The organism is Xanthobacter autotrophicus, assembly GCF_029991245.1.
Lineage (GTDB): Bacteria > Pseudomonadota > Alphaproteobacteria > Rhizobiales > Xanthobacteraceae > Xanthobacter > Xanthobacter autotrophicus_C.
Genome location: NZ_JAIVFO010000134.1, coordinates 1 through 12,436 on the forward strand (window position 1 = coordinate 1; position 12,436 = coordinate 12,436).

12 protein-coding genes are annotated in these 12,436 nt (G+C 69.7%); 4 read left to right on the plus strand and 8 right to left on the minus strand.

Annotated elements, in window-relative coordinates:
- Positions 1-666 (plus strand): nucleotidyltransferase family protein (locus K9U41_RS18320; RefSeq protein WP_282642309.1); only part of this gene is annotated, 666 nt, incomplete at its 5' end.
- Here the strand turns inward: K9U41_RS18320 and K9U41_RS18325 are convergent.
- Entirely contained in the window at positions 647-1,102 is a 456-nt protein-coding gene (locus K9U41_RS18325) for a DUF488 domain-containing protein (RefSeq protein ID WP_282642310.1), read from the minus strand. The genes K9U41_RS18320 and K9U41_RS18325 overlap by 20 nt on opposite strands.
- A 233-nt stretch (positions 1,103-1,335) precedes the next feature.
- Here K9U41_RS18325 and K9U41_RS18330 point away from each other — a divergent pair, with 233 nt between their 5' ends.
- Positions 1,336-2,508, plus strand: a complete 1,173-nt coding sequence (locus K9U41_RS18330; RefSeq protein WP_282642311.1) for a zinc-binding metallopeptidase family protein — start codon at positions 1,336-1,338, stop codon at positions 2,506-2,508.
- Between the two features lie 116 nt (positions 2,509-2,624).
- On the opposite strand, the gene topA is transcribed toward K9U41_RS18330, so the two are convergent.
- Positions 2,625-5,327, minus strand: coding sequence for a type I DNA topoisomerase (gene topA, locus K9U41_RS18335; protein WP_282642312.1), 2,703 nt, complete (start codon positions 5,325-5,327; stop codon positions 2,625-2,627).
- A gap of 321 nt (positions 5,328-5,648) precedes the next feature.
- Between topA and K9U41_RS18340 the strand changes: the two genes are divergently transcribed.
- A complete protein-coding gene (locus K9U41_RS18340; RefSeq protein WP_282642313.1) occupies positions 5,649-5,867 on the plus strand; it encodes a hypothetical protein in 219 nt (72 codons plus the stop codon).
- Between the two features lie 11 nt (positions 5,868-5,878).
- On the opposite strand, the gene dprA is transcribed toward K9U41_RS18340, so the two are convergent.
- From dprA to K9U41_RS18360, 4 genes are all read right to left on the minus strand, one after another.
- Positions 5,879-7,027, minus strand: coding sequence for a DNA-processing protein DprA (gene dprA / locus K9U41_RS18345; protein WP_282642314.1), 1,149 nt, complete (start codon positions 7,025-7,027; stop codon positions 5,879-5,881).
- 8 nt (positions 7,028-7,035) lie between these two features.
- A complete protein-coding gene (gene plsY, locus K9U41_RS18350; RefSeq protein ID WP_282642315.1) occupies positions 7,036-7,644 on the minus strand; it encodes a glycerol-3-phosphate 1-O-acyltransferase PlsY in 609 nt (202 codons plus the stop codon).
- A 135-nt stretch (positions 7,645-7,779) separates the two neighbouring features.
- Positions 7,780-9,096 carry a dihydroorotase gene (locus tag K9U41_RS18355; protein ID WP_282642316.1) on the minus strand — a complete coding sequence of 439 codons (1,317 nt, stop codon included), beginning with the start codon at positions 9,094-9,096 and terminating at the stop codon, positions 7,780-7,782.
- Positions 9,089-10,036, minus strand: coding sequence for an aspartate carbamoyltransferase catalytic subunit (locus tag K9U41_RS18360; protein ID WP_282642317.1), 948 nt, complete (start codon positions 10,034-10,036; stop codon positions 9,089-9,091). The genes K9U41_RS18355 and K9U41_RS18360 overlap by 8 nt, the downstream gene beginning before the upstream one ends.
- 281 nt (positions 10,037-10,317) lie before the next feature.
- Between K9U41_RS18360 and K9U41_RS18365 the strand changes: the two genes are divergently transcribed.
- On the plus strand, positions 10,318-10,773 hold the full coding sequence (locus K9U41_RS18365; RefSeq protein WP_282642318.1) for a hypothetical protein: 456 nt from the start codon (positions 10,318-10,320) through the stop codon (positions 10,771-10,773).
- 73 nt (positions 10,774-10,846) lie between these two features.
- Here K9U41_RS18365 and K9U41_RS18370 read toward each other — a convergent pair whose 3' ends face one another.
- Both K9U41_RS18370 and ruvX read right to left on the minus strand, forming a co-directional pair.
- The gene (locus K9U41_RS18370) at positions 10,847-11,782 is read right to left on the minus strand and encodes an AEC family transporter (RefSeq protein WP_282642319.1); all 936 of its coding nucleotides are present in this window, start codon (positions 11,780-11,782) and stop codon (positions 10,847-10,849) included.
- 138 nt (positions 11,783-11,920) lie between these two features.
- The coding region (ruvX, locus tag K9U41_RS18375) for a Holliday junction resolvase RuvX (protein ID WP_282642320.1) at positions 11,921-12,436 on the minus strand (516 nt) is incomplete at its 5' end.

Below are 12,436 nucleotides of genomic sequence, written 5' to 3' on the forward strand. Positions count from 1 at the left end.
GTGCGGCCCCATCCAAGGGCGGAGGGGGATGCGGGGCAGGGCTTCGCCGCCGTCATCCTCGCCGCAGGACGCAGCGCGCGCATGGGGCAGGGCATCAACAAGCTGATGGAGGAGGTGGGCGGCGTGCCGGTGATCCGCCGGGTGGCGCAGGCTGCGCTCGCCTCGAACGCGCGCCCGGTCATCATTGTGACCGGCCATGAGCGCGGGCGCATCGCTGCCGCGCTCGAAGGGCTCGACGTGACCTTCGCCCATAATCCCGACCATGCCAGCGGCATGGCGTCCTCGCTGCGCGCCGGCATCTCCGCGGTGCCGGAGACGGCGGCGGGGGCGCTGGTGGTGCTTGGCGACATGCCGCTCCTTGGCGCGGATGTGATCGACCGGCTCATCGCCGCCCACGCGCCCGACGAGGGCCGGTTTATCTGCGTGCCGGTGGAGGACGGGCAGCGGGGCCATCCCGTGCTGTGGTCGCGGCGCTATTTCGCCGACCTCGGTGCGCTGGAGGGCGACGTGGGCGCCCGGCACATCCTTGCCGCCAATCAGGACGTGGTGGCGGAAGTGGCCATCGCCGACGCCGGCGCCTTCCTCGATGTGGATACGCCGCAACTCCTCGCCCAGGCGCGGGCGGCGGCGGACGAGGAGAAAGCCGTCAGAACGGAGCCGGTATGAGGTGGGTGGCGCCGATGTCCAGGCGCTCGCACATCCATTGCGCCAGCCGCAGGCGGTGGCAGCCCTCCACGTGCCGCTCGTAGCACAGCAGGCAGATGCGCCGGCCCTTGGCGAGGGAGGCCAGTTCCTCCAGCGCCGCCTGCGCCGGGGCGGTGGCGAGGTGGGCGTCATAGATGCGCATGAGGGCGTCGTGGTCGCCGCCGCGCGCCGCGAGCCGGCCTTCCTTGGGCGTGCCCAGCGCCCGCAGATGCACATAGGCGACGCCGTGCTCGGCGATGCCCGCCGCCAGCGCCGTCTTGGAAAAGCCCGGCCGGCGGGAGGCCGCGACCGCCCGCACGTCCACGAGGAGATCCACCCTGGCCTCGTCCAGCGCCGCCTGGAAGGCGGAGGGGGTGCTCTGCTCGTAGCCGATGGTGAAGAGGTGGGTCGTGCTCATGGGCCGATCTTGCCCTGCGCGACGGCCGCCGTCACGCCTGCGCCCATGCGCTGGTCACAAGCGGGGGACTTGTCCTGATCGCGCCTAAACGGCCATGGACTTCAGTGCAGGACGTGAGAAATTGACGCGCCGCCGGTGCGGAATGGGAACCTCCCATGCCTCATGGGGTTCTCAGGGCGCCGGCCGCACAGAATGTGTGCCCGAAGCACCGCGACCGCCCTTGGGAGATGAAGATGCGTTTGTTCCGCTGCGCCGTCTGCGACCAGCTTCTCTATTTTGAGAACCGCCGCTGCGAAAAATGCGGGCACGAACTCGGCTATATTCCCGAAGCCAACGAGATTACCCCCCTCGAAGCGGATGGCGATGCTCACCGTTCGGTCGGCCACGTCGAGGCGCGCTACAAGTTCTGCGCCAATGCGGCCCACGATGCCTGCAACTGGCTGATGCCGGCGGATCAGGAAGAGGAATATTGCCTCGCCTGCCGCCACAACCGGACGGTTCCGGACCTGACGGTTCCGGAAAACCTGCGCAAATGGCGCAGGATGGAAGTGGCCAAGCACCGACTGGTCTATTCGTTGCTGCGCCTCAACCTGCCGCTGGAGAACAACACGGACCGCGAGGGCGGGCTGTGCTTCGACTTCCTTGCCGATATGCCGGACATGCAGGCCCCCAACGTGATGACCGGACACGACGAGGGCCTGATCACCATCGCCCTGATCGAGGCCGACGATGCCGAGCGGGAGCAGCGCAAGAGCGAGCTGGGCGAACTCTACCGCACCGTGCTCGGGCATTTCCGCCACGAGGTGGGCCACTATTACTGGAACCGCCTGGTGCGCGATGCGGGCCGGCTCAATGCTTTTCGCGCCGTGTTCGGAGATGAGACCGCCGATTACGGGGAGGCGCTGAAAGCCTATTATGCTTCCACACCTCCGGCCGACTGGCAGATGAACTATGTCTCGGCCTATGCCACCGCGCATCCGTGGGAAGACTTCGCCGAGACCTTCAAGCATTACATCCACATCGTGGACACGCTGGAGATGGCGGCAGCGTTCGGCGTGGAAGTGCATCCCGGCCTGGACAACACGGGGGAACTGGGCGCCCAGGTGGATTTCAACCCCTACCAGGCCTGCCCGGTGCAGCAGATGGTGGATTCCTGGCTGCCCATCGCCTTCGCGCTCAACAATCTCAACCGCTGCCTGGGCATGTCGGACGCCTATCCGTTCATCCTCGGCCCCGGCGTGATCGCGAAGCTGGGCTTCATCCATGATCTCGCCCACCGCCAGGTGGTGGCGGATCCGGCGGCGGACCCGGCAGCACCGGTGCCGGAGGACATGGAGATCCCCAAGGGGCGCGGCGAGAACCCCGAGGATGCGCCCGAGGGCAAGCCTGAGCCGGCCGCGGCTTGAATATTCGGTAGCCAGGCGGCGGCCTCAACGGCCGTCCGCCTGATGAGAAGAAAGGGCGAGCGCGCCGGAGCCCGGTGCGCTCGCCCTTTCCGTTTACGGCACAGGCGGGGCGCGGCCTATTCGGCCGCCTTTGGCCCCTTGCTGGCGCTCTTCGTCGTCTTCTTCGCGGCGGGCTTCTTGGCGGCGGATTTCGCCGCCGGCTTCTTTGCCGCCGACTTTGCGGCCGACTTTGCCGCCGTCTTGCCCGGCGCATCCTCTCCGGACGCGGAAGCCTTGGAGGCCGTCTTGCGGGGCGCCTTCGCCTTGCTGGGCGACAGGGCCGCCTTGGCGTCGATGAGGGTCACCGCCTCGGCGAGGGTGAGGGCTTCCGGATCCACCGACTTGGGCAGGGTGGCGTTGACCTTGCCGTGGTTCACATAAGGCCCGAACCGGCCCGGCCGCACCGTGATCGGCCCGCCGTGGGTGGGGTGATCGCCCAGGGTCCGCCCCGGCGTCGCCGCCCCGCGCCCGCCCCGGCCCTTGGACTGCTTCTCCGCGATCAGCACCACCGCCCGGTTGAGGCCGATGGCGAGGATGTCGTCGCCGTCCTCGATGTTGGCGTAGGTGCGCCCGTGCTGCACATAGGGTCCATAGCGCCCGATGCCGGCGAGGATGGGCTCGCCGTCTTCCGGGTGCTTGCCCACCTCGCGCGGCAGGGCCAGCAGCTTCAGCGCGGTTTCCAGGTCCACGTCCGCCGGGGCGAGGCCCTTGGGCAGGGAGGAACGCTTGGGCTTCTCCCCGTCCTTGCCCTCACCAAGCTGGAGATAGGTGCCGAAGCGCCCGGCGCGGATGGTGACCTCCTCGCCGCTCTCCGGATCGATGCCAAGCTCGCGCTTGCCGTCGCCCTCGGGGGCGCCGTCGCCGGTGAGGGGGCGGGTGTGGCGGCACTCGGGATAGTTGGAGCAGCCGATGAAGGCGCCGAACTTGCCCATCTTCAACGACAGCCGCCCGTTGCCGCAGGTGGGGCACAGGCGCGGGTCGGTCCCATCCGTCGTCGGGGGGAAGATGTGGGCGGTGAGCATCTCGTCCAGGGCGTCGAGCACCTGGGAGACGCGCAGGTCCTTGGTGGCCTCCACGGCGGTGTGGAAGTCCTGCCAGAAGGCGCGCAGCACCTCCTTCCAGTCCAGTTCCGCGGCCGAGACCTCGTCCAGCTTCTCTTCGAGATCGGCGGTGAAGTCGTATTCCACGTAGCGCTTGAAGAAGCTTTCGAGGAAGGCGGTGACCAGCCGTCCCTTGTCCTCGGGCAGGAGGCGCTTCTTCTCGAGCTTCACATATTCGCGGTCGCGCAGCACCGCGAGCACGGCGGCATAGGTGGAGGGCCGGCCGATGCCCAGCTCTTCCATGCGCTTCACCAGGGATGCTTCCGAATAGCGCGGCGGCGGCTCGGTGAAGTGCTGGGTGGTGAGGATGTCACGCCGGTCGAGCTTTTCGTTGGCGCTCATGGCGGGCAGGCGGCGGCTTTCCTCGTCGTCGTCCTCGTCGTCCTTGCCCTCGCGATAGAGGGTGAGGAAGCCGTCGAACTTCACCACCGTGCCGGTGGCGGTCAGGTCGAGGGTGCGGCCGCCGGCTTTGGCCTCGATGTCGGCGGTGGTGCGCTCCAGCTCCGCCGATTCCATCTGGCTCGCCACGGTGCGGATCCAGATCAGCTCATAGAGCTTGGCCTGCTCGCCATCGAGATGGCGCGCCACCTCGCGGGGATGGCGCGACGGATCGGTGGGGCGGATGGCTTCGTGGGCCTCCTGGGCGTTCTTGGCCTTGGTGGTGTATTTGCGCGGCACGCCGGGCAGATACTTGGGGCCGAACTGCTTGCCGATGGCGCTGCGGGTGGCGGCCACGGCCTCGGGGGCCATGTCCACGCCGTCGGTTCGCATGTAGGTGATGAGACCCACCGTCTCGCCGCCCACGTCCACGCCCTCATAGAGGCGCTGGGCGATCTGCATGGTGCGGGCGGGGGCAAGGCCCAGCTTGCGGCTGGCCTCCTGCTGCAGGGTGGAGGTGGTGAAGGGCGGCTGCGGATGGCGCCGCAGGGGCTTGGCTTCCACCGAGCGCACGCGGAAGTCGGCCGCCTCCAGCGCCGCGCGGAAGGCCTTCGCCTCCTCGGCGGTGCCCACGGAGAGGCGGGTGATCTTCTTGCCGTCGGCGCCGGAGAGGCGAGCCTCGAATTCCTCGGCGCGGGGCGTCGCGAGCCTGGCGACGATGGACCAGTATTCCTTCTGGACGAAGGTCTCGATCTCGCGCTCGCGGTCGCAGACGAGGCGCAGCGCCACCGACTGCACCCGTCCGGCGGAACGGGCGCCGGGCAGCTTGCGCCAGAGCACGGGAGACAGGGTGAAGCCCACCAGATAGTCGAGGGCGCGGCGGGCCAGATAGGCATCCACCAGCGCCACGTCGATGGCGCGGGGTGCCTTCATGGCGTCCAGCACGGCCTGCTTGGTGATGGCGTTGAAGACGACGCGCTCGACCTTCTGGCCCTTCAGCGCCTTCTTCTGCTTGAGCACCTCCAGCACGTGCCACGAGATGGCCTCGCCCTCGCGATCCGGGTCGGTGGCGAGGATGAGGCCATCGGCCCCCTTCACCGCGGCGGCGATCTCGTTGAGCCGCTTCTGCGCCTTGGGGTCCACCTCCCACAGCATGCGGAAATCCGCATCCGGGTCCACGGAGCCGTCCTTGGAGGGCAGGTCGCGCACGTGGCCGTAGGAGGCGATCACCTCGTAGCCGGGACCGAGATATTTGTTGATCGTCTTCGCTTTGGCGGGCGATTCGACGATGACGACCTGCATGACGGACCGTGTCTTTCATAGGGCCGCCGCCCCAGCGCGCGGCCTCAATTGGAATGGCTTCGCCGACGAAACGATCCGCGTTCGCGCATCGTGTTCCGCCGTGGGACTGCCGGCTTCCTCAGCGCGATCCCGATCCCCGCCGGCCGGATCGCGGCACCGGGAAGCGGCCGCAACATGGGGAGCGGATCGGCGCGTGTCAAATTCGGCCCGCGCCTTGATGCGGTGTCTGCATCCGGCGAACTTACAACCATAGGTATGTTTTAATATGACACTCAATCTATAAGACGTGCAGAGCTATCCAGTTACGCCGATGGACGGGCCATGACCGACGTGTCCTCCTCTCGCCCCCGCGGCGACCCCGCCTCCGCGGCCGCCTATATTGCGACCATCACGACGGAATTGTCCCGTCTTGCGGAAAACCACGGGCTCACCACGCTCGCCTATATTCTCGAAATGGCCCGGCTCGAAGCCAAGAGCCTGGCCGACGACCCCCTCGCCGGCTCCGAGGGCGGCCTGACGCGCCGCGGTGGCGGGACCTGACCCGCACAGATCTATTTCAGCGCCACGCGCCCGGTGCCCGGCCGGTCCAGCCGGCCGGCGAGGTCGAGTTCCAGAAGCACGATCTGCACCTCCGCGGCGCTGCAGCCGGACAGGCGCACCAGATCGTCGATGAGGGTGGGGGCGGGGCCAAGCAACCCGACGATGCGGGCGCGGGCGTCCTCCCCCGGCATGGCCGGTTCCATGGCCGGCCCCTCCGCCTCGATGGCATCCGGCCCCTGCCGCCCCGCCATGGGGGTGAGGACGGCGATGACGTCCGCAGCCTCGGTGACCAGGGTGGCACCCTGCTTCAACAGGCGGTTGGTGCCACCGGCGCGCGGGTCCAGCGGCGAGCCCGGAACGGCGAACACCTCGCGCCCCTGCTCGCCGGCAAGGCGTGCGGTGATCAGCGAGCCGGAGCGCTCGGCGGCCTCCACCACCACCACGCCCAGCGCCATGCCCGACACCAGCCGGTTGCGGCGCGGGAAATCGCGCGCCCGCGGCTCCCAGTTGACCGGCATTTCGGAGACGATGGCGCCGGTCGCGGCCACTTTCTCGATCAGGCCCAGATTCTCCGGCGGATACGGGCGGGCCAGGCCTCCGGCGAAAACCCCCACCGTGCCGCCGTCGAGGCTCGCCTCGTGGGCCGCCGCATCGATGCCGCGGGCCAGGCCCGAGACCACCACCCAGCCGGCGCCCGCCAGATCCCGCGCCAGCCGCGCAGCAAAGGAGCGGCCGGCGGCGGAGGCGTTGCGGGCGCCGACAATGGCCACCATGGGCCGTTGCAGCACGTCGCCGCGCCCCTTCACGCAGATCAGCGGCGGGGCATCGTCGAGCTGGCGCAGGGCGATTGGGTAGTCGGCCTCGCCGGAGGCCACCAGCCGGGCGCCGAGGCGGGCGAGGGCGGCCATTTCCGCTTCGGCCTCGGCGAGGTCGGGCATGCGCGGCGGCAGCAGCCGGCCGCCGCGGCGGGCAAGGGTGGGCAAGGCCTCCAGCGCCGCGGCGGCGCCGCCGAACTGGTTGATGAGCGCGCGGAAGGTGCGCGGCCCCACATTCTCGGTGCGGATGAGGCGCAGCCAGTCCAGCCGCTGGGCCGGCGAGAGCAGTTCGCCCGGGCCGGGGCCGCCGGCCGCGTGGTCGTTTCCGGCCTTGCCCCGTGCCATGGGGCGCCCTAGCCCTTCGCGCCGATCTTGCCCTCGGTTCCTTCGAGGAGGCGGCGGATGTTGGCGTGGTGCTTGATCCACAGCAGGATGGCGAGGAGCGCCAGCAGCAGCGCCAGCCGGTCGTTGACGAGGGCGGCGGCTGCCGCGACGCTCACGACCGAGGCGGTGAGGGCGGAGAGCGAAGAGAAGCGGGTGAAATAGGCCGTTGCCAGCCACGCCACCGCGAACACCAGCGCCACCGGCCAGGACAGGCCGAGCGTCACCCCCAGGAAGGTGGCGACGCCCTTGCCGCCCTGAAAGCGCAGCCACACCGGGGCGATATGGCCGAGAAAGGCGCCGAAGGCCGCCACCATGGCGGCCGGCGCCCCGAGAAGATGGCCGGCCACCAGCACCGCCACGGTGCCCTTGAGGGCGTCCAGCAGCAGTGTCGCGGCGGCGAGATCCTTGCGGCCGGTGCGCAGCACGTTGGTGGCGCCGATATTGCCGGAACCGATGGAGCGGATGTCGCGGGTGCCGGCGAGGCGGGTGAGCAGGAGCCCGAAGGGGATCGAGCCCAGCAGGTAGCCCAACGCCAGTGCCAGGAGCAGCACCGGAGCGGACGACGGGGCATCAGGCATAAAGACCTCGGAGACGGACCAGAAGGCGAGAGCGCTTTGGAGCGCAGCGGATGCGGGTTCCCATGACGACAACCTGTGGAAGCGGCAGGCTCGGGCCGCGTCGAGATTTGGCACGCGCGTCGCGACCTGAGCCCATCAAACGTATTCGTACACCGTCGCCCCGGCAACGATGGTGCGCAGCACGCGCCCGTCGAGCCGGGCTTCGTCGAACGGGGTGTTGCGGCAGCGCGACTTGAGCATGGAGGGTTCGAGCACGTAGGGCATGCCGGGGTCGAACACGGTCACGTCCGCCGGGGCGCCGGGGCGCAGCGTGCCGGCATCGAGCCCGAGGATCGCCGCCGGGCGGGTGGAGAGGGCGGCCAAAAGGGTCACCAGGTCCACCTGGTCCGCATGCACGAGGCGCAGCGCGGCCGACAGCAGGGTTTCGAGGCCGATGGCGCCGGGCTCGGCCTCGGAGAAGGGCAGGCGCTTGCCTTCCACGTCCTGCGGCAGATGGTCGGAGACCACCACGTCGATGAGGCCGGAGGCGACGGCGCGGATCAGCGCCTGCCGGTCGTCCTCCGCGCGCAGCGGCGGGGCCAGCCGGAAATAGGTGCGGTAGGCGCCGATATCCAGCTCGTTGAAGGAGAGATGATTGATGGTGGCCGACGCCGTCACCGGCAGGCCGGCTTCCTTGGCGCGCTCCAGCACGGCAAGGGATTCGGCGCAGGTGAGCGCCGCCGCGTGGTAGCGCCCGCGGGCCCCGGCGACGAGGCGCACGTCGCGCTCCAGCACGATGGTTTCCGCGGACTTGGGATTGCCGGAGAGGCCGAGGCGGGCGGCGAAGGCGCCTTCGTTCATGGCCCCCTGCGACATGCTCGCATCCTCGGTGTGGTGCACCAGGAGGGCGTCGAAATCGCGGGCGTAGGTCAGGGTCCGGCGCAGCACCTGGGCGCTTGCCACCGAGCGATGGCCATCGGTGAAGGCGACGGCGCCGGCGGCCTGCAACAGGCCGATCTCGGTCATCTCCTCGCCCTTCAGGCCCTTGGTGATGGCCGCCATGGGGTGCACCCGCACCACCGCCGTGTCCCGCGCCCGGCGCAGGATGAAGTCCACGATGGCCGGGTCGTCCACCGCCGGGTCGGTGGTGGGTTGGCAGATGATGGTGGTGACGCCGCCGGCCGCCGCCGCGTGGCTGGCGGAGGCCAGCGTCTCGCGATGCTCGGCGCCGGGCTCGCCCACGAAGGCGCACATGTCCACGAGGCCGGGCGCGACCACCGCGCCCCTGCAGTCCACCACCTCGGCGCCGTCGGGCACGCCCGAGGCGGCGATGCCGAAGCCGGCATCCTTGATGACGCCCTCGGCGAGATACACATCGCCGTGGAAATCCGAGCCGCGGGACGGGTCGATGACCCGCGCGTTGACCAGCAGCAGTGGGCGGGGATCGCGGGAGAACAGGCGACCGTCACGCATTGGGCAGCTTCCGGGCGAGGGTGTCGAGCACGGCCATGCGCACGGCGACGCCCATTTCCACCTGCTCGCGAATGAGGGAGCGCGGGCCGTCGGCCACCGCCGAATCGATCTCCACGCCCCGGTTCATGGGGCCGGGATGCATCACCAGCGCGTCCGGTGCGGCGTGGCGGAGCTTCAGTTCGTCGAGGCCGAAATAATGGAAATACTCCTTCACCGAGGGGATGAAGGAGCCGGCCATGCGCTCGCGCTGGAGGCGCAGCATCATCACGATGTCCGCATCCTTGAGGCCCTCTTCCATGGTGCGGAACACCTCGACGCCGAGGCTCTCGATGCCCGCCGGCAGCAGGGTGGAGGGCGCCACCACCCGCACCTTCGCGCCGAGGGTATGGAGCAGGATGATGTTGGAGCGCGCCACCCGCGAATGCAGCACGTCGCCGCAGATGGCGACGGTGAGGCCGGCGATGCGGCCCTTGTTGCGGCGGATGGTGAGGGCGTCCAGCAGCGCCTGGGTGGGATGCTCGTGGGCGCCATCGCCGGCATTCACCACGCAGCAGTCCACCTTGCGCGCCAGAAGCGCCACCGCGCCGGACGCATGATGCCGCACCACCAGGATGTCGGGGTGCATGGCATTCAGCGTGATGGCGGTGTCGATCAGCGTCTCGCCCTTCTTCACGGAGGACGAGCCCACCGACATGTTCATCACGTCCGCCCCGAGTCGCTTTCCGGCGATCTCGAACGAGGACTGGGTGCGGGTGGAGGCCTCGAAGAACAGGTTGATCTGGGTGCGGCCGCGAAGCGTGGTGCGCTTCTTCTCGATCTGCCGGTTGAGTTCGACGAACTCCTCGGCAAGGTCGAGCAGACCTGTGATCTCGCTGGCGATGAGGCCTTCGATGCCGAGAAGATCCCGGCCGGAGAGGGTGAAGGCGGAAGCAGCATGCATGGCAGGCGGCAGGCATAGACGCACCCGGCCCGCTGGGCAAGGGAGGCGGGCAAGGGAGGCGGGCAAGGGAGGCTGGCAAGGGAGCCGGCGACGGAAGCGCGGCGGCCGCGCCGGGCCTTCAGGGATCGTTCATCATTCGTGCACAACTCTCCCCGGAAACACCCGCGCGGCGCCACACTTTGGGACGAAGTCTCGCCGAGCCTGAGATGGAACCGGGGATGCCGGTTTCAGAGTTTTTTGTCTGGGGCCTTCAGGGCCTGCGACGTTTGGGAGTTGCTCTCATGTCTTCTCACTTCCGGGCGAAGCTCGTGGCGCTGGCTTTGGCGGCTGCGGCCGTCACCGGCGCGGCATCGACGGGCCATGCCGCCGCCATCGGCACGGGCGCGCTGGCGCTCGCGCCGGGCCATGCCGCCTCGCTCACCGATGTGGGCTACTGGCATCGCGGCCGTTATTACAACGGCCCCTACCGCGGCTATGGCGGCCCCTATCGCGGCGGCTGCTGGAATTGCGGCGGCGGCAATGGTGCGGCGGTGGGCGCGGGCGTCGCCCTCGGCATTCTGGGCGCGGCGGCCATCGCGGGGGCTGCCTCCGCCCCGCCTCCGACCGTCTATTATGAAGAGCCGCCGCCGGTCTATTACGAGCCGGCGCCGCGCGTCTATCTGGAGCCGGCCCCGCAGCCGCGCAGCTGCTGGGTCGCCACCGGCCCCGGCGGTGGTGGCTACTGGTCGCCTTGCTGAGGCGGCAAGGCTCGAAACAGCGAGATTCGAAAGGGCGGCTCCGGCCGCCTTTTTGCGTTGCGGCGCCGGACGCTCAGGCCAGCAGCTTGGCCACCGCGACGACCAGCGGCAGGGTGAGTGCGGCGGCGACGATCTGGAGGGTGAGAATTTCCGCCAGCAAGGGCGCATCGCCGCCCATCTGGCGGGCCAGCACATAGCCGTTGGGCGCGGAGGGCACGGCGGCGGTGATGGCCACCACCACCAGCTCCGTGCCGGAGAGGCCGAAGGCCAGCGCCAGCAGGAGCGCGATGGCCGGCTTCACCAGAAGCTTCAGCGCGAGGCTCGCCAGCACGATGGGGCGCGGCCGCGCCAGCCGGTCCAGCACCAGCCCGCCGCCCACCACCAGCAGACCCAGCGCCAGGGAGGCCCGCCCCAGCACGTCGCCGAACTCCAGCAGCACGGCGGGCACGGGGAAGTGGGTGGCATTGAGCGCCGCCCCCGCCGCACAGGCCCAGATGTAGGGATTGCGGGCGAGCTGTTCGGCCACATAGGCGAAGGTGGGCGGGTGGCGGCCCGAGAAGCTCGCCAGCACTAGCACCGAAATGATGTTGACCACCGGGATCATGGCCACCAGCGCCAGCGCGGCGATGGTGATGCCCGCCGGTCCGTAGAGCCCGCCTGCCACCGCCAGCACGATATAGGTGTTCCAGCGCACCGCCCCCTGGAACAGGGAGGTGAAGCCCGGCCCGTCCGCCGCCAGCGCCGCGATGAGCGGCCGGTGGACCAGCAGGATGAGGCCCGAGAGCACCACCACCGAGCCGATGAGCGCGCCGCTGACCGCCAGGACGTTCACCTTGCTGAGGTCGGCCTTCACCGCCGAGACCACGAGCAGGGCCGGGAACAGCACGAAATAGGTGAGCTTTTCCAGCGCGGCCCAGTGGGCGGGATCCTTCAGCAGGATCCGGCGCAGCACGGCGCCGAGCGCGATGACGAGGAAGACGGGGGCGAGCGCGCTGAAGATGAGGTCCATGGGCCACGCATAGCGTGCCTGCCGTTCGGCGACAGGCAATGAGTTCCCTTTAGGCGAGCGGATCGGGGAAATCCACCGTCCCGAAACGGGAAAGCGGCCTCTCCAGACGGGAACACCGGGGAACAGGCGGTGACCGAATCAGTCCAGCGGGCCGGTTTCGGATTCGTTCCCGGCCGGGCGGACGGCATGGCGGGAGAGGAAGCCCAGCGCCCCTTCCAGGATGAAGGCGGCGGCGTGCTGGTCCACCACGGCGGCGCGGCGGGCGCGGCTGACATCGGCGGAGATGAGGGCGCGTTCCACCGCCGCGGTGGACAGGCGCTCGTCCCACAGGGCGATGGGCAGCGCCGTCAGGCGCGCGAGGTTGCGGGCAAACGCACGGCTGGCCTGGGCGCGGGGGCCTTCGGAGGCGTCCATGTTGAGCGGTAGGCCGAGCACGAAGCCCACGGCGCGCCGTTCCGCCGCAAGCACGAGCAATCTCCGGGCATCGGCGGTGAACTTGGTGCGCTGCACCGTTTCTACCACCGTCGCCACCCGGCGGTCGGGATCGCAGGAGGCGACGCCGATGGTCTTGGTGCCGAGGTCGAGCCCGAGCAGCGCCCCGCGCGGCGGCAGCAGCGGCGCGATGTCGGCCAGCGGACCGATGGGGGCGGGGGA